Genomic DNA, 16,599 nt, shown 5'->3' with positions numbered 1-16,599 from the left:
TAAGAATGAACACCCTCTTTATGCATTGCCGGCCGGGCTTCGAAGGCGAAGTCTGTTCCGAGATTTCCGAACACGCCGCACGGCTGAACGTGGCCGGTTATGCCAAGGCAAAAACCGCCAGCGCCTGCGCCGAATTCATCTGCACCGAAGAAGACGGCGCCGAGCGCCTGATGCGCGGTCAGCGCTTCGCCGATCTGATCTTCCCGCGCCAATGGGCGCGGGGGATTTTCATCGACCTGCCGGAAACCGACCGTATCAGCGTGATTCTCGCGCACATGGCCGACTTCCCGCTGTGCGGCAGCCTGTGGCTGGAAATGGTCGACACCAACGACGGCAAAGAGCTGTCGAACTTCTGCAAGAAATTCGAAGTGCACCTGCGCAAGGCGCTGATGGCGGCCGGCAAACTGGTGGAAGACGCGAACAAGCCGCGTTTGCTGCTGACGTTCAAGAGTGGTCGCGAAGTGTTCATGGGCCTGGCCGAGTCGAATAACTCGGCGATGTGGCCGATGGGCATTCCACGCCTGAAGTTTCCGCGCGAGGCGCCGAGCCGTTCGACGTTGAAGCTGGAAGAGGCGTGGCACCATTTCATCCCGCGCGATCAGTGGGACGAGCGTCTGCACAGCGACATGACTGGCGTCGACCTCGGCGCGGCACCGGGCGGCTGGACCTGGCAACTGGTCAATCGTGGCATGCTGGTGACTGCCATCGACAATGGCCCGATGGCTGAAAGCCTGATGGATACTGGTCTGGTGCAGCATTTGATGGCCGACGGTTTCACCTTCAAGCCACGGCAGCCGGTGGACTGGATGGTCTGCGACATCGTCGAGAAACCGGCACGCAACGCGGCGATGCTGGAAGAGTGGATTGGCGAAGGGCATTGCCGCGAAGCGGTGGTCAACCTCAAGCTGCCGATGAAGCAGCGTTACGCCGAGGTGAAACGCTTGCTGGAGCGCATTGCCGACGGTTTCAAGGAGCGCGGGATTCGCGTCGAAATCGGCTGCAAGCAGCTGTATCACGACCGCGAAGAAGTGACGTGCCACCTGCGTCGCCTGGACGTGAAAAAACCCAAGTCCCGCTGATGTACACAACCCTTGTAGGAGCGAGGCTTGCCCGCGAAGAGGCCCTTAAGGACGCCAAAAGCTTCGCGGGCAAGCCTCGCTCCTACAGGGGATGGCGTCATGCCACAGATGACCGAACACCCGGCAATGCGCGACAATGCCGGCCAGTTTCAGGAGTGAATCATGAGTGAAATGCTTGATACGCCGGTAGACGGCACCCTCGACGCCACCGGCCTCAACTGCCCGGAACCGGTGATGATGCTGCACCAGCACATCCGTGACCTGGCACCCGGCGGCCTGCTCAAGGTGATCGCCACCGACCCGTCGACCCGTCGCGACATTCCCAAGTTCTGCGTGTTCCTCGACCACGAGCTGATCGCGCAGCACGAAGATGCCGGCACTTACCTGTACTGGATTCGCAAGAAATCGGATTAACCAACGCTGACCCTTGTAGGAGCGAGCTCGCTCGCGATGGACGTAAACGATAGCGCGTGTTTGCTGGATAAACGCGTCGCTCTCAGCTCCATCGCGAGCAAGCTCGCTCCTACAGTTCAACCCATCGAATGGCTCATGCGGATCCGCTTGCGTGCACTGCGCGTCAGGCGAATCGACAGCATCAGCGCCGCGCAGCTCAGGCCGACGATCAAACCCTGCCACAGCCCGCTCGGGCCACGGGGTTCGCCGAACCAGTCGGTCAGACCGAGGGCGTAACCCACCGGCAAGCCGATGCCCCAGTAGGCGAACAGGGTGAGGATCATCGTCACCCGAGTGTCCTGAAAACCGCGCAGGGCGCCGGCCGCTGTCACCTGGATGGCGTCGGAAAACTGGAACAGCGCCGAGTACACAATCAGCATCGCCGCGATATGGATCACCGTCGGGTCTGCGGTGTAGATCGCTGCGATGTGCTCGCGCATCAGCAACATCATGCTCGCCGACAGGCAGGCGTAGGCCAGCGCGGTGCCCATGCCGACACCCGCGGCAAAACGCGCCTCGCGCGGCTCTTCACGCCCCAGTGCCTGACCGACGCGCACGGTCACGGCCATGCCCAGGGAGTAAGGGATCATGAACACCAGCGAGCTGACATTCAGGGCAATCTGATGCCCGGCCACCACCGTGGCGCCGAGGCTGCCGATCAGCAGGGCAATCACCGCGAAGATGCTCGATTCGGCAAACACCGCGATGCCGATCGGCAAGCCGATGCTAAGCAGGCGTTTGATCACCGCCCATTGTGGCCAGTCGAAACGGCTGAACAACTGGCTCGACTGATACGCCGGCGCCCAGCGTTCCCAGCCGGCCATGCCCAGCGCCATCACCCACATCACAATCGCCGTGGCCCAGCCACAACCGACGCCGCCCATGGCCGGCACACCGAAGTGGCCATAAATGAAGACGTAGTTCAGCGGAATGTTCAGCGCGAGCCCGCACAACCCCAGGACCATCGCCGGGCGCGTGCGTCCCAGGCCGTCACTGAAACAGCGCAACACATGGTAGAGCGCGACGGCGGGCAGCCCGCTGGCGATGCCGTGCAGGTATTGCATGCACGGGCCGATCAGCTCGGGATCGACCTTCATCAGGTGCAAAATCGGTTCGGCGCTGAACAGCATGCCAGTCGCCATCAAGCCCACCACCAACGCCAGCCACAACGCCTGGCGCACGATCGGGCCGATTTCGCTGTGGGTACCGGCACCAAAGCGCTGGGCGACTTTCGGCGTGGTGGCCAGCAGCGTACCGGTCATCAACAGAAACACCGGGACCCAGATCGAGTTGCCCAGCGCCACCGCCGCCAGATCCCGTGGCCCGACGCGACCGGCCATCACCGCATCGACGAAGCCCATCGCCGTGGTGGCCAGTTGCGCGATCATGATCGGCAACGCCAGGCCGAGCAGGTTCTTCAGCTCGAGGCGAACCCGGGCGGGGCGATTGAGGGAAATGGCGGCGGGGCGGTCAGTCACGGAATTCAAAGGCAAAACGTCCAAAAGGTTTTGATGCGCGAGGCGGCGCATTCTACGCGTTGACGCAACGGTCAGGAAAAGTCCTGTGTTACCCATTTGTAATCACACAAAAACCTGTAGGAGCGAGCCTGCTCGCGATGGGCGTGAGGACGCCGCGTTCATTCAGACAACCCTCGTCATCGTTGACGCCCATCGCGAGCGGGCTCACTCCTACATTAGAGGTGTGTGCTAGGCGTGAAGTGTCATCTGCGCCTACACTGCCGATCCGCCAAAGGAGCCTGCCATGCTGATTGTTGCCGACGAAAATATTCCGCTGCTCGATGCCTTCTTCGAAGGTTTCGGCGAAATCCGCCGGGTGCCGGGACGTTCAATCGACCGCGCCACCGTCGAGCAGGCCGATGTGCTACTGGTGCGCTCGGTGACCAACGTCAATCGCGGGTTGCTCGAAGGCAGCAAGGTGCGCTTCGTCGGCACCTGCACCATCGGCACCGATCACCTCGACCTCGATTACTTTCAGCAGGCCGGCATCACCTGGTCCAGCGCTCCCGGCTGCAATGCCCGTGGCGTGGTCGACTACGTGCTGGGCAGTTTGCTGACCCTCGCCGAAATCGAAGGCGCCGATCTCACCCGGCGCACGTACGGCGTGGTCGGTGCCGGCGAAGTGGGCGGGCGGTTGGTCAAGGTTCTGCAAGGGCTGGGCTGGAACGTGCTGGTCTGCGATCCGCCACGGCAAGCTGCTGAAGGGGGCGATTTCGTCAGCCTTGAGCAGATCATCGAGCAGTGCGATGTCATCAGCCTGCACACACCGTTGAAAAAACACGGGGCCGGTTCGACCTGGCATTTGTTCGACCAAAACCGTTTGAACCAGCTCAAGCCCGGTGCCTGGCTGATCAATGCCAGCCGTGGTCCGGTGGTGGACAACGCCGCCCTGTGCGAGGTGCTGCTGCAGCGCGAAGACCTGCAAGCGGTGCTGGATGTCTGGGAGGGCGAGCCTGAGGTCGATGTGGCACTGGCCGAACTCTGCGTGCTGGCCACGCCGCACATTGCCGGTTACAGCCTCGACGGCAAGCAACGCGGGACGGCGCAGATCTACCAGGCGTACTGCGATTTTCTCGGGCAACCGGCGCAGGTCCGCTTGAGCGATTTGCTGCCGGCACCGTGGTTGTCGCAGGTGACCTTGAACGGTGAGAGCGATCCTGCCTGGGCGCTGGCGATGTTGTGCCGTGGCGTGTACGACCCGCGCCGCGACGACGCGGATTTCCGCCGCAGTCTTGTGAGCAGTGTGAGTGAGCAGCGTGCGGCGTTTGATGCGCTGCGCAAGAATTATCCATCGCGGCGCGAGATTGACGGGTTGCAGGTGCGGATTGAGGGGGATTCGCCTGAGTTGCGCAAGATCGTGGCGGCGTTGGGGGCAACAGCCGTCTAGAAATCGAGTCGGCCGCCTTCGCGGGCAAGCCTCGCTCCTACAGGATCGACGCCATTTTCGACATTACGCGGACCCTGTAGGAGCGAGGCTTGCCCGCGAATGGTCACACCAAAATTCCGGATCAACACCCACAAAAAACCCGGCCATCAGGGCCGGGTCAAGAAGACGGGGCTATATCAATCTTGTTTGGCAGGCTTGACCAATCGCTTTTCCAGTTCGCGGCAAGCGCCCTGGATCATTTTTTCAGTGATCGGTACTTCGCGGCCTTTTTCGTCAATGATTGAGCAACCCAGAGACTGATCTGGCTGTGTGCGGATCACTTGAATCTTGTCATCGCTGCTATTTTGCAAGGACATGGCCTGTCTCCTCTTCAGGTGTGTGCTTACTGTAGAACCGTCAGGTGACCGGGCTATGACAACTCCCTGCGATCTTTCCAGAGCGGCAACACCAGTCCACCAGAAATACCCAGACGTTGCCACCCGGACTTTAGACCAATAGCGTCTAGGACCTAGTCATCGCGGTCATAATTAACCTGACTCATTGTGATTTACAGCGTTCAACCCCATTGAACCGTCAGGCTGGCCCTATCAATTGTGTAACTGGATGAACCCGATGCTCTCTGCCCGTCACCGCCGCGCGATTCGCCTGACCAGCCTTTTTCTCGCGCCCTATCGTTGGCAGGCCTTCGGCGCCTTGCTCGCGCTGGTCGTCACGGCCGGCATCACCTTGTCCATGGGGCAGGGGATTCGCCTGCTGGTGGATCAAGGGTTCATGACCCAGTCCCCGCACCTGCTCAACCAGACGATTGGTTTGTTCATGTTGCTGGTGATAGGCCTGGCGATTGGCACCTTCGCGCGTTTCTACCTGGTGTCGTGGATCGGTGAGCGCGTGGTCGCCGACATCCGCCGTCAGGTGTTCAATCATCTGGTTTATCTGCATCCCGGGTTTTACGAAGACAACCGCAGTTCCGAAATCCAGTCGCGGTTGACCGCCGATACCACGCTGCTGCAATCAGTGATCGGCTCATCGCTGTCCCTGTTCCTGCGCAATCTGCTGATGGTGATCGGCGGGATTGTGTTGCTGTTTATCACCAACCCGAAACTCACCAGCATCGTCGTTGTGGCTTTGCCGCTGGTGATTGCGCCGATCCTGATTTTCGGTCGCCGGGTGCGCAGCCTGTCGCGCCTGAGTCAGGACCGGATTGCCGATATCGGCAGTTATGTTTCCGAAACCCTGGGCCAGATCAAAACCGTGCAGGCCTACAACCACCAGACCCAGGACGAACAACGTTTTGCCGTGACCGTGGAAGAGGCGTTCAACACGGCACGTAAACGGATTTTCCAGCGGGCCTGGCTGATTACCCTGGTGATCGTGCTGGTGTTGGGGGCGGTCGGCGTGATGCTCTGGGTGGGCGGCATGGACGTGATGGCCGGGCGGATTTCAGCGGGGGAACTGGCGGCGTTCGTCTTCTACAGCCTGATTGTCGGCAGTGCGTTCGGCACGTTGAGTGAGGTCATTGGTGAGTTGCAGCGCGCCGCCGGGGCCGCTGAGCGGATTGCCGAACTGCTGCGCTCGGAAAACATCATCCAGCCACCGGCGACTGGCCTGGTGACGTTGCCCGAGCGGGTGACGGGCAATCTCGTTCTGCAGGACGTGCGCTTTTCCTACCCGTCGCGCCCGGAAAGCTACGCCGTCGATGGCTTGAATCTGACCATCAAGGCGGGCGAAACCCTCGCGCTGGTCGGGCCGTCCGGTGCTGGAAAATCGACGGTGTACGACCTGCTGCTACGTTTTTACGATCCCGCCGAAGGGCGCATCCTGCTCGACGGTGTGCCACTGACCCAACTCGATCCATTGGACTTGCGCCGTTGCTTCGCCCTGGTTTCACAAAGCCCGGCGCTGTTCTTCGGCAGCATTGAAGAGAATATCCGCTACGGAAACCCGACAGCGACGCTGGAACAGGTTCAGGAAGCGGCGAAAATCGCCTACGCCCATGACTTTATCGAGGCGATGCCCCACGGTTATCAGACTCATTTGGGCGACGCAGGCCTCGGTTTGTCCGGCGGCCAACGCCAACGCCTGGCCATCGCCCGAGCGCTGCTGGTGGATGCGCCCATCCTGCTGCTCGACGAAGCCACCAGCGCCCTCGACGCCCAGAGCGAACACCTGATCCAGCAAGCCCTGCCCAGCCTGATGAAAAATCGCACCACCCTGGTCATCGCCCATCGCCTGGCTACGGTTAAAAACGCCGACCGGATTGCAGTGATGGATCAGGGGAAACTGGTGGCGGTGGGCACGCATCAGGAGCTGATTGCGAGCAATGCGCTGTATGCGCGGTTGGCTGCGTTGCAGTTCAGTGATGGGCACGATGTCTCGACCCCGTTCGGAGAGGTCACACCGAACCTGTAGGAGCCAGCTTGCTGGCGATGGTCGTTAACGATTACGCGTAAGGACTGGTTCACCGCAGCGCTCTGGAGTCCATCGCCAGCAAGCTGGCTCCTACAGTGGATCGTGGGGTGGCCAAAAAAAATGCCCGCATTTCTCAATGCGGGCATTTTCGTTTAGGCCTCAGACAGGCTTATTGATCATCAAAATAGCGCTCATGCCAATCCACCAACGGCTGTGGCGAGTTGAGCTTCTGGCCGTAGATCACCGAGTACGACAGCACGTTTTGCACGTACTGGCGGGTTTCGTCGAACGGAATGCTTTCCACCCAGACGTCGAAGCTCAGGTGGTCCGCACCGCGCAGCCACTGACGCACACGCCCCGGGCCGGCGTTGTAGGCGGCGGAGGCGAGGACGCGGTTGCCGTTGAACTGGCTGTGCACCTGGCTGAGGTACGCGGCGCCGAGCTGGATGTTCTTGTCCGGATCGAACACCTGCTGTGGCGAGGCCAATGGGATGCTGAACTTGCGTGCGGTTTCCTTGGCAGTGCCCGGCATCAGTTGCATCAGGCCGCTGGCGCCGACGCCTGAGCGGGCGTCGGCCATGAACGCGCTTTCCTGGCGGGTAATGGCGAATACCCAGCTCGAATGCAGGCCGCGAACTTTGGCTTCACGCACGAGGGTTTCGCGGTGGGCCATCGGGAAGCGGATGTCCAGATCGTCCCAATACTGCGCCTGACTGATGGTGCGGATCGCCGGGAAATACCATTTCAGGTCGTAGGCCAGTTTGGCCTGGGCGACCATTTCGTCACGGTTGAAGTGACGGCTGACGTGATACCACTCGCGACGCCCATCGACGATCTGCCCGCGCGCATGGAATTCCAGGGCGCGACGCACGCCCGGCGTGTTGCGAACCTTGTTGATCAGCGCCTGGCTCAATACCAGCGGCTTGTTGTTCAGCGAGTAAGGCAGCTGCGAACGGTCGGCAGCGAGGAAACCGTAGAAGTCACGTTCACGAGCGAGGCCTTTATAAAGTGTCTGCGCCTCCGGGTTCTGCGGTTGCGCCAGTTCCAGGCTACGGGCCTGCCAGTAACGCCAGCGGTTGGTGGTCGCCAGGTCCTGGGGCAAACGGCGGGTCAACTGATAGGCATCGTCCCAGCGGGCCAGGCGCAGCAGCAGGCGCAAGCGCCACTCGGACACGGTGTTGTCACGCAATTCCGGGTCGTACTTGGTCATCACGTCCAGCGCGCGACTGTCGAAACGGCGAGCGAGGGTCAGGCCGATTTCCCGGGCGATCGCGACTTTTTCGTCACGGGAGAAATGCATGCTGCTGGCGTAACCGTCGAGCAACGCCATGGCCTTGTCCGGGTCTTGCTTGGCCAGGCGGCGCAGGCCGAGGCTGACAATGTCGGACATCGGCTCGTCGGCCGGTGTGAAACGCGACGGCTGGATGAGCAGTTCGGGTTTCTGCGCCACGTCCACCAGCAAACGGCCGCGAGGGGCGAGGGTGGTCAGGCCGTTGACCAGGCTGTTGGCCAGCGGATAGTTGCGCGCCTGGGCGGCAAGCTTGGTGCGTTCCCAACGTTTCTGTTCGGTCAGTTGGCCTTCGGCAGCCCAGACTCCGAACAGGCCGTCACACGCCGAAGGCAGGGATTTACCGGTCAGCCAGAGCTTGTTGGCGTTGGCGTAGCCTTCGGATTTCAAGTTGTGCCCGATCTGGTACTGCGCGTTCAGGCAGTCCAGCTCGGTGAAATTCAGCTTGGGATCGTAGTATTTGACGAAGGTCGCCCAGTCGCCGCGATCGGCCAGCCAGCGCAACCAGCGCAGTTTCATCCAGTTGGCTTGCGGCAAGTCACCGTGTTCGGCGAGGAATTTTTCGATCTCGGCGTTGCTCGCCGTTTTCAGGCGTGCGGTCAGTTCGTCATAGGCCAGGTACGGCTCCAGCGGGTAGTCGCTGAGCGCCTTGCTATAACGGAAGTACGGGCCGGTATCACCCTTGGCCAGGGCGCGCTTGGCTTCATCGTAATACTGGCGTTGAGTGGACAGGTCCACCGCCTGGGCAGTTTGAACGGCAGCGGCAGAGAGAAGAAAGCAGGATAAAAGACTGAAAAGGCGACTGCGCATGAGACGTCCGGGCAGAGAAATCATGACAAGTGCGAGGCATGCCCGCACTGAATAATCTGTAGCTTAGCCTTTTGCCAGCAACCGGCGAAAGCTTTGCGGGCCTGTCAGCATCAGTTCGCAACATTTGTCATGCAGAGTGCCCCGAAGGTGAAATTGCCGGCCTTCTGAAGCCTCAAGTCAGGTAGAATGCGCGCCCGGTTTTTGGAGAAGCTCATGACCCTGCTCAAATTCAGCGATGTGTCCCTTGCTTTCGGCGCTATGCCGTTGTTGGACAAGGTGTCCTGGCAGATCGCCCGTGGTGAGCGGGTGTGCATCATCGGCCGCAACGGCACTGGCAAGTCCAGCATGATGAAGCTCGTCAAGGGCGACCAGAAGCCTGACGACGGCTCCGTGTGGCGCGCACCCGGCCTCAAGATTGGCGAATTGCCGCAAGAATTGCCGGTAGCCGACGAGCGGACCGTGTTCGACGTAGTGGCTGAAGGCCTGGACGGTGTCGGTGCGCTGCTTGCCGAGTATCACCACCTGAGCCAGAACATCGTCACCGACGCCGACCTGGACAAGCTGATGCACGTCCAGCACGACCTCGAAGCCCGCGATGGCTGGCGTTTGCAAACCCTGGTCGACAGCACCCTCAGCCGCCTGCAACTGCCGGCCGACAAGACCCTCGCCGAATTGTCCGGCGGCTGGCGTCGTCGCGTCCTGCTGGCGCAGGCGCTGGTGTCCGAGCCCGATCTGCTGCTGCTCGACGAACCAACCAACCACCTGGACATCGGTGCGATTGCCTGGCTCGAAGAAGCGCTGAAGGATTTCCAGGGCGCCGTGCTGTTCATCACGCACGACCGTTCCTTCCTGCAAAACCTCGCGACCCGCATTCTTGAACTGGATCGCGGTGGCCTGATCGACTGGAATGGCGACTACGCCAGTTTCCTCGTGCACAAAGAAGCCGAACTGGCCGCCGAGGCCACCGCCAACGCGCTGTTCGACAAGAAACTGGCCCAGGAAGAAGTCTGGATCCGCCAGGGCATCAAGGCCCGTCGCACCCGTAACGAAGGCCGCGTCCGTGCACTGAAAGCATTGCGCGTTGAACGTAGCGAGCGTCGTGAGCGCACCGGCAAGGCCAACATTCAGCTGGATACCGCTGACAAGTCCGGCAAGCAGGTGATGGTCCTTGAGAACGTGAGTTTCGCTCACCCGGGCGGTCCGTTCCTGATCAAGGATTTCTCGATGGTCCTGACGCGCGGCGACCGTATCGGTCTGCTTGGCGCCAACGGTACCGGCAAGACCACGCTGCTGAAGCTGATGCTCAGCGGTCTGCAACCGACCAGCGGTAAAGTGGAAGAGGGCACGCGCATCGACGTGGCGTACTTCGACCAGTTGCGCCACCAACTGGACCTGGAAAAGACCGTGATCGACAACGTGGCCGAAGGTCGCGATTTCATCGACATCGATGGTCAGAGCCGTCACGTGCTGAGTTACCTCGGCGACTTCCTGTTCAGCCCGCAGCGTGCCCGCACGCCGGTCAAGGCGCTGTCAGGTGGTGAGCGTGCGCGTCTGTTGCTGGCGAAACTGTTCAGCAAACCGGCCAACCTGCTGGTCCTCGACGAACCGACCAACGACCTCGATGTGGAAACACTCGAACTGCTGGAAGAGGTCCTGCTGACCTTCAACGGCACCGTGCTGATGGTCAGCCACGACCGGGCATTCCTCGACAACGTGGTCACCAGCACACTGGTCTTCGAAGGTGAAGGCAAGGTTCGCGAATACGTCGGTGGTTATCAGGACTGGCTGCGTCAGGGCGGTTCGCCGCGCCTGTTGGGCGTGACCGAGAGCAAGTCCGGCAAGGCTGACCTGACGTCGGCGGTCGTAACGGCTGAGCCTGCACCGGTTGCGGCGGCGGTCGAAGCGCCGGTGGCGAAGAAGAAACTCAGCTACAAGTTGCAGCGTGAGCTGGAAATGTTGCCGAGCCAGATCGAAGCCATGGAGCAGCAGATCGCCGTCGTTGAGGCCCAGATGGCCGATGCTGGCTTCTATCAGCGACCTGCTGCCGAGACGGCCGCGGTGATCGCTCAGTTGGAGCAGTTGCAGGCTGAGCTCGACGTGATGGTCGAGCGTTGGGCCGAGCTGGATGCCTGATTGATCCTGCAATAAAAAAGCCCGGCGCTCAGTGATGAACGCCGGGCTTTTCGTATGCGATCCCTTGTAGGAGCCGGCTTGCTGGCGATCGCGGTTTGTCAGCTGGCATTGATGTCGACTGATGCACCGTGATCGCCAGCAAGCCGGCTCCTACAAGGATCGGTTATCAGCTTTTGTTTTGCAGGCGCACGGCAAGTACGTCGCAAGGTGCGCCGTGCAGTACGTCATTGGCGGTGGAGCCCAGCAGCAATGCCAGGCCATGCCGGCCATGGCTGCCCACCACGATCAGGTCGCAGGTCTGCTCTTTGGCCAGGTGATGAATCTCCTGGCGTGGCTGGCCGTAGGTCAGGTGGCTGTACTCTTTGGACAGTTCCGGGTACTTCACGATCAGCCGGTCAAGACGTTCCTTGGCCTGATCGAACTGTTGCTGCTGCAACTGGGAAAGGTCCATCGGCACGTCGCCGCCAAAGGCCATGGCCATCGGCTCGACAATGTGCACCAGGGACAGTTTCGCGCCATTGCTCACCGACAGTTCGCGAGCTCGGTGGATGACAGGGTCGCACTCTTCGGTCAGGTCTACAGCGACCAGAATGTGGTTGTAGGGCATGAGGTGCTCCTCCTGAGGATTGCAATATTGGTAAGTATGGCTGGTTTCAAGCGCAGTGTTTTCAAAGTGACTCAAAGCGCTCATCAAGAATCGGGAGTACAGATATGACGGTCTGGATAGTGGTGTCAATCCTGTTGGTGGTTCTCAGTCCGCTGGCGTGGTTGCGTCCGTCCCGTGGGCAGAGCGGGCGCATGGCCCTGCGCATGGAGGCGCGACGCATCGGGCTGGCCATGCAACTGGCGCCTCAGGAGTGGCCGCATTGGCTGAGCCAGGAACCGCCAAGCCCTTGCGCGCAGTACCATCGACCGCGTCGCGGCAATCAACCGGCGTGCTGGAGTTACTGGCAAAAGTCGCCGGGCGTTTGGGTGAATCAATGGCAGGAGGTCTGCGAGGATCCGGCGTTGCTGATTCATTTCGAAAAGTTGCCGGCCAACGTCTACAAGGTCGAAGCGGACAAGCAGATGATCACGTTGTACTGGGGCGAGAAGGGCGAAGCGACAGTTTTGCAACAAATCGATGCAACCCTCAAAGCCCTCGCCTGACCCGGACCCCTGTAGGAGCGAGCCTGCTCGCGATGAACCGGAGAACCCCGCTGGGTGTCAGGCACCCAGCGTTATCGTTGACGACCATCGCGAGCAGGCTCGCTCCTACGGAGGTATTCGCCTTTCTGCAGGCAATAAAAAGCCCGACATTCAACATCGGGCTGGAGTTGGCCAGGCAGGCCGGTAATTCACTGTGCGCTGATCTTACGCCGGGCATTCGCCGACGCGTTCATATTTTTTCCTCAACCTCCCGCCCAGCGTAGCCCGTTAAACAAAGGCTGCCGTGAATTAGGGCGACTTTTCTAACTATTGATTCTATGAATGGCCTCACATGCAGCCGGGTGTTGCAGGTCTTCGTGTTACGGAAATGACCGGAAAGTCGCGTTTCAACCCGTGTTTTGGGCGATTGACAATTGTCGGAAATTCCGTGAAGGTGACGTACCCAAATCAAACGGGCGTATGAATTGAGCGTTTGTATTTCAGATCGCTCCTACAGAATCCCGACTATCGCGTTGGCGGGTGTGCCGGGTGGATTGGCGTAGCATCGACGATAAACGTCACTGCCAAGCCATTCGCCTGCTTCCGACGTGTACTGTTCAGCTTCCATATCGTGGAGATCAGTTGATGATTTACGAAGGTAAAGCCATCACGGTTAAGGCTCTTGAAAGTGGCATCGTCGAATTGAAATTCGACCTCAAGGGTGAGTCCGTCAACAAGTTCAACCGTCTAACCCTGAACGAACTGCGTCAGTCCGTAGACACCATCAAGGCAGATGCTTCGATCAAGGGTGTGATCGTCAGCAGCGGCAAGGACGTGTTCATCGTCGGCGCCGACATCACCGAATTTGTCGAGAACTTCAAGCTGCCGGATGCAGAGCTTGTCGCTGGCAACCTCGAAGCCAACAAGATTTTCAGCGATTTCGAAGACCTCAACGTCCCGACTGTCGCCGCGATCAACGGCATCGCCCTGGGTGGCGGTCTGGAAATGTGCCTGGCGGCGGACTACCGCGTCATGTCCGTCACGGCCAAGATCGGTCTGCCGGAAGTCAAGCTGGGCATCTACCCGGGCTTTGGCGGCACTGTACGCCTGCCGCGCCTGATCGGTGCCGACAACGCCATCGAGTGGATTGCCGCCGGTAAGGAAAACCGTGCTGAAGACGCGCTGAAAGTCGGCGCCGTCGATGCAGTGGTTGAGCCTGGGAAACTGCAGGAAGCCGCTCTGGAACTGATCAAACGCGCCATTTCCGGCGAGTTCGACTACAAAGCCAAGCGTCAGCCGAAGCTGGAAAAGCTGAAACTGAACGCCATCGAACAAATGATGGCTTTCGAAACCGCCAAAGGTTTCGTGGCAGGCCAGGCTGGCCCGAACTACCCGGCACCGGTCGAAGCGATCAAGACCATCCAGAAAGCCGCGAACTTCGGTCGCGACAAAGCGCTGGAAGTCGAAGCCGCCGGTTTCGTCAAACTGGCCAAGACCTCTGCCGCGCAGAGCTTGATCGGTCTGTTCCTGAACGACCAGGAACTGAAGAAAAAGGCCAAGGCCTACGACGAAATCGCCAAAGACGTGAAGCAGGCTGCCGTATTGGGCGCCGGCATCATGGGTGGCGGTATCGCTTATCAGTCGGCCTCCAAAGGCACGCCGATCCTGATGAAAGACATCAACGAACACGGCATCGAGCAAGGCCTGGCTGAAGCCGCCAAGCTGCTGGTCGGTCGCGTTGATAAAGGTCGCATGACCGCGGCGAAAATGGCCGAAGTGCTCAACGGCATTCGTCCGACCCTGTCCTACGGCGACTTCGGTCACGTTGACCTGGTGGTTGAAGCGGTCGTCGAGAACCCTAAGGTCAAGCAGGCTGTGCTGGCTGAAGTGGAAGACAAGGTCAAAGAGGACACCATCCTCGCGTCCAACACCTCGACCATTTCCATCACCTTGCTGGCCAAAGCCCTCAAGCGCCCGGAAAACTTCGTCGGCATGCACTTCTTCAACCCGGTGCACATGATGCCGCTGGTTGAAGTGATTCGTGGCGAGAAGTCCAGCGAGCTGGCCGTTGCCACTACCGTTGCCTACGCCAAGAAAATGGGCAAGAACCCGATCGTCGTCAACGACTGCCCGGGCTTCCTGGTCAACCGCGTCCTGTTCCCGTACTTCGGCGGCTTCGCCAAGCTGGTCAGCGCCGGTGTGGACTTCGTCCGTATCGACAAAGTCATGGAAAAATTCGGCTGGCCGATGGGCCCGGCGTACCTGATGGACGTGGTCGGCATCGACACCGGCCACCACGGTCGCGACGTTATGGCTGAAGGCTTCCCGGATCGCATGAAAGACGACCGCCGTTCGGCTGTCGACGTGCTCTACGAAGCCAAGCGCCTGGGCCAGAAGAATGGCAAAGGCTTCTACGCCTACGAGACCGACAAGAAGGGCAAGCAGAAGAAAGTCGCCGATCCGTCGGTACTGGAAGTGCTCAAGCCAATCGTCTTTGAACAGCGCGAAGTGACTGACGAAGACATCATCAACTGGATGATGATCCCGCTGTGCCTGGAAACCGTGCGTTGCCTGGAAGACGGCATCGTCGAAACCGCTGCCGAAGCCGACATGGGTCTGGTCTACGGTATTGGTTTCCCTCCATTCCGTGGCGGTGCGCTGCGCTACATCGATTCGATCGGTGTTGCCGAGTTCGTTGCCCTGGCTGACCAGTACGCTGATTTGGGCGCGCTGTACCACCCGACCGCAAAACTGCGTGAAATGGCCAAAACCGGCCAACGGTTCTTCGGTTAAGCGTCCCAACTTTTGAGCGAGAGTGAAATTTTATGAGCTTGAATCCAAGAGACGTCGTGATTGTCGACTTCGGTCGTACTCCGATGGGCCGCTCCAAGGGCGGCATGCACCGCAACACCCGTGCTGAAGATATGTCGGCACACCTGATCAGCAAATTGCTGGAACGCAACGTCAAGGTCGACCCGAACGAAGTCGAAGACGTGATCTGGGGCTGTGTGAACCAGACCCTGGAGCAGGGCTGGAACATCGCTCGCATGGCGTCGCTGATGACTCAGATCCCGCACACTGCTGCCGGCCAGACCGTCAGCCGCCTGTGCGGCTCGTCGATGAGCGCTCTGCACACTGCTGCGCAAGCGATCATGACCGGCAACGGTGACGTATTCGTCGTCGGCGGCGTCGAGCATATGGGTCACGTGAGCATGATGCACGGTGTCGATCCGAACCCGCACATGTCGCTGTACGCGGCGAAAGCCTCGGGCATGATGGGCCTGACCGCTGAAATGCTGGGCAAAATGCACGGCATCACTCGCGAACAGCAGGACGCTTTTGGCGTGCGCTCCCACCAGCTCGCTCACAAGGCGACTGTGGAAGGCAAGTTCAAAGACGAAATCATCCCGATGCAGGGCTACGACGAGAACGGTTTCCTGAAACTGTTCGACTACGACGAAACCATTCGTCCGGAAACTACCCTGGAAAGCCTGGCGGCGTTGAAGCCAGCGTTTAACCCGAAGGGTGGCACCGTGACTGCCGGTACTTCGTCGCAAATCACCGATGGTGCTTCGTGCATGATCGTGATGTCGGCGCAGCGTGCACAGGACCTGGGTATCCAGCCTCTGGCGGTGATTCGTTCGATGGCAGTGGCAGGTGTGGATCCGGCAATCATGGGCTATGGTCCAGTACCGGCAACACAAAAAGCACTGAAGCGCGCGGGCCTTGGCATCAACGATATCGACTTCTTCGAGCTCAACGAAGCTTTCGCCGCACAGGCCCTGCCAGTGCTGAAAGATCTGAAAGTGCTCGACAAGATGAACGAGAAGGTTAACCTGCACGGCGGCGCGATCGCCCTGGGTCACCCGTTCGGTTGCTCCGGTGCGCGTATCTCCGGCACTTTGCTGAACGTGATGAAGCAAAATGGCGGTACCTTCGGGGTAGCCACCATGTGCATTGGTCTCGGCCAAGGCATCTCCACCGTCTTCGAACGCGTTTAAGCGTTCCGTTGACGGAAGCCGGGGCCAAGTGCCCCGGTTTTTGTTTTTCCGGATTTATTTTGTTTTTATTTTGAAAAAATTTGAGTGAGGGCCAAACCATGCCGATACAACCTGGGCTCTACCAACATTACAAAGGTCCGCAGTACCGCGTATTCAGTATTGCGCGGCATTCGGAAACGGAAGAAGAAGTGGTCTTTTACCAAGCCCTGTATGGCGATTACGGCTTTTGGGTGCGCCCCTTGAGCATGTTCCTGGAGTCGGTCGAGGTTGACGGTGAACAGGTGCCACGCTTTGCTTTGGTGCAAGCCGAACCGAGCCTTTTTACCAAGCCATAAGCTGAGAGCGCGCAGAACCCTGCGCTTGACCTCACCTTGTAGCCACTATATATAGCGGT

General features: G+C 59.9%; 13 protein-coding genes. 9 read left to right on the top strand and 4 right to left on the bottom strand.

Annotated features, from left to right (window positions below):
• The first annotated feature begins 5 nt into the window (after positions 1–5).
• Both rlmM and tusA read left to right on the top strand, forming a co-directional pair.
• Positions 6–1,079, top strand: a complete 1,074-nt coding sequence (rlmM, locus tag PMI32_RS16790; protein ID WP_008028511.1) for a 23S rRNA (cytidine(2498)-2'-O)-methyltransferase RlmM — start codon at positions 6–8, stop codon at positions 1,077–1,079.
• Between the two features lie 162 nt (positions 1,080–1,241).
• Positions 1,242–1,493, top strand: a complete 252-nt coding sequence (tusA, locus tag PMI32_RS16795) for a sulfurtransferase TusA (RefSeq protein WP_008028510.1) — start codon at positions 1,242–1,244, stop codon at positions 1,491–1,493.
• A 116-nt stretch (positions 1,494–1,609) separates the two neighbouring features.
• On the opposite strand, the gene PMI32_RS16800 is transcribed toward tusA, so the two are convergent.
• Positions 1,610–3,019: an MATE family efflux transporter gene (locus PMI32_RS16800; protein WP_008028508.1), complete on the bottom strand. Its 1,410-nt coding sequence runs from the start codon at positions 3,017–3,019 to the stop codon at positions 1,610–1,612.
• 274 nt (positions 3,020–3,293) lie between these two features.
• Here PMI32_RS16800 and pdxB point away from each other — a divergent pair, with 274 nt between their 5' ends.
• A complete protein-coding gene (gene pdxB, locus PMI32_RS16805) occupies positions 3,294–4,436 on the top strand; it encodes a 4-phosphoerythronate dehydrogenase PdxB (RefSeq protein ID WP_008028506.1) in 1,143 nt (380 codons plus the stop codon).
• A gap of 176 nt (positions 4,437–4,612) precedes the next feature.
• On the opposite strand, the gene PMI32_RS16810 is transcribed toward pdxB, so the two are convergent.
• Positions 4,613–4,792, bottom strand: a complete 180-nt coding sequence (locus PMI32_RS16810; RefSeq protein ID WP_008028504.1) for a PA1571 family protein — start codon at positions 4,790–4,792, stop codon at positions 4,613–4,615.
• 247 nt (positions 4,793–5,039) lie between these two features.
• On the opposite strand from PMI32_RS16810, the gene PMI32_RS16815 reads away from it, so the two are divergent.
• Positions 5,040–6,845, top strand: coding sequence for an ABC transporter transmembrane domain-containing protein (locus tag PMI32_RS16815; protein ID WP_443216510.1), 1,806 nt, complete (start codon positions 5,040–5,042; stop codon positions 6,843–6,845).
• A 169-nt stretch (positions 6,846–7,014) separates the two neighbouring features.
• Here the strand turns inward: PMI32_RS16815 and PMI32_RS16820 are convergent, their stop codons facing one another.
• Complete coding sequence (locus PMI32_RS16820; RefSeq protein WP_008028500.1) at positions 7,015–8,943, bottom strand: transglycosylase SLT domain-containing protein; 1,929 nt, start codon at positions 8,941–8,943, stop codon at positions 7,015–7,017.
• 213 nt (positions 8,944–9,156) lie between these two features.
• Between PMI32_RS16820 and PMI32_RS16825 the strand changes: the two genes are divergently transcribed.
• Positions 9,157–11,076, top strand: coding sequence for an ATP-binding cassette domain-containing protein (locus PMI32_RS16825; protein WP_008028498.1), 1,920 nt, complete (start codon positions 9,157–9,159; stop codon positions 11,074–11,076).
• Between the two features lie 166 nt (positions 11,077–11,242).
• Here the strand turns inward: PMI32_RS16825 and PMI32_RS16830 are convergent, their stop codons facing one another.
• Entirely contained in the window at positions 11,243–11,683 is a 441-nt protein-coding gene (locus tag PMI32_RS16830; RefSeq protein ID WP_008028495.1) for a universal stress protein, read from the bottom strand.
• Between the two features lie 104 nt (positions 11,684–11,787).
• Between PMI32_RS16830 and PMI32_RS16835 the strand changes: the two genes are divergently transcribed.
• From PMI32_RS16835 to PMI32_RS16850, 4 genes are all read left to right on the top strand, one after another.
• Entirely contained in the window at positions 11,788–12,225 is a 438-nt protein-coding gene (locus tag PMI32_RS16835; protein WP_008028493.1) for a hypothetical protein, read from the top strand.
• 624 nt (positions 12,226–12,849) lie between these two features.
• Positions 12,850–14,997 (top strand): fatty acid oxidation complex subunit alpha FadB, encoded by a 2,148-nt coding sequence (gene fadB, locus PMI32_RS16840; RefSeq protein WP_008028491.1) that lies wholly within the window; start codon positions 12,850–12,852, stop codon positions 14,995–14,997.
• A 32-nt stretch (positions 14,998–15,029) separates the two neighbouring features.
• A complete protein-coding gene (fadA, locus tag PMI32_RS16845) occupies positions 15,030–16,205 on the top strand; it encodes an acetyl-CoA C-acyltransferase FadA (protein ID WP_008028488.1) in 1,176 nt (391 codons plus the stop codon).
• A gap of 98 nt (positions 16,206–16,303) precedes the next feature.
• Positions 16,304–16,540, top strand: coding sequence for a DUF1653 domain-containing protein (locus tag PMI32_RS16850; protein WP_008028485.1), 237 nt, complete (start codon positions 16,304–16,306; stop codon positions 16,538–16,540).
• Positions 16,541–16,599: the final 59 nt, after the last annotated feature.

This window comes from Pseudomonas sp. GM60, assembly GCF_000282415.1.
Classification (GTDB): Bacteria; Pseudomonadota; Gammaproteobacteria; order Pseudomonadales; family Pseudomonadaceae; genus Aquipseudomonas; species Aquipseudomonas migulae.
This window is presented reverse-complemented; position numbering and strand designations above follow the sequence as displayed.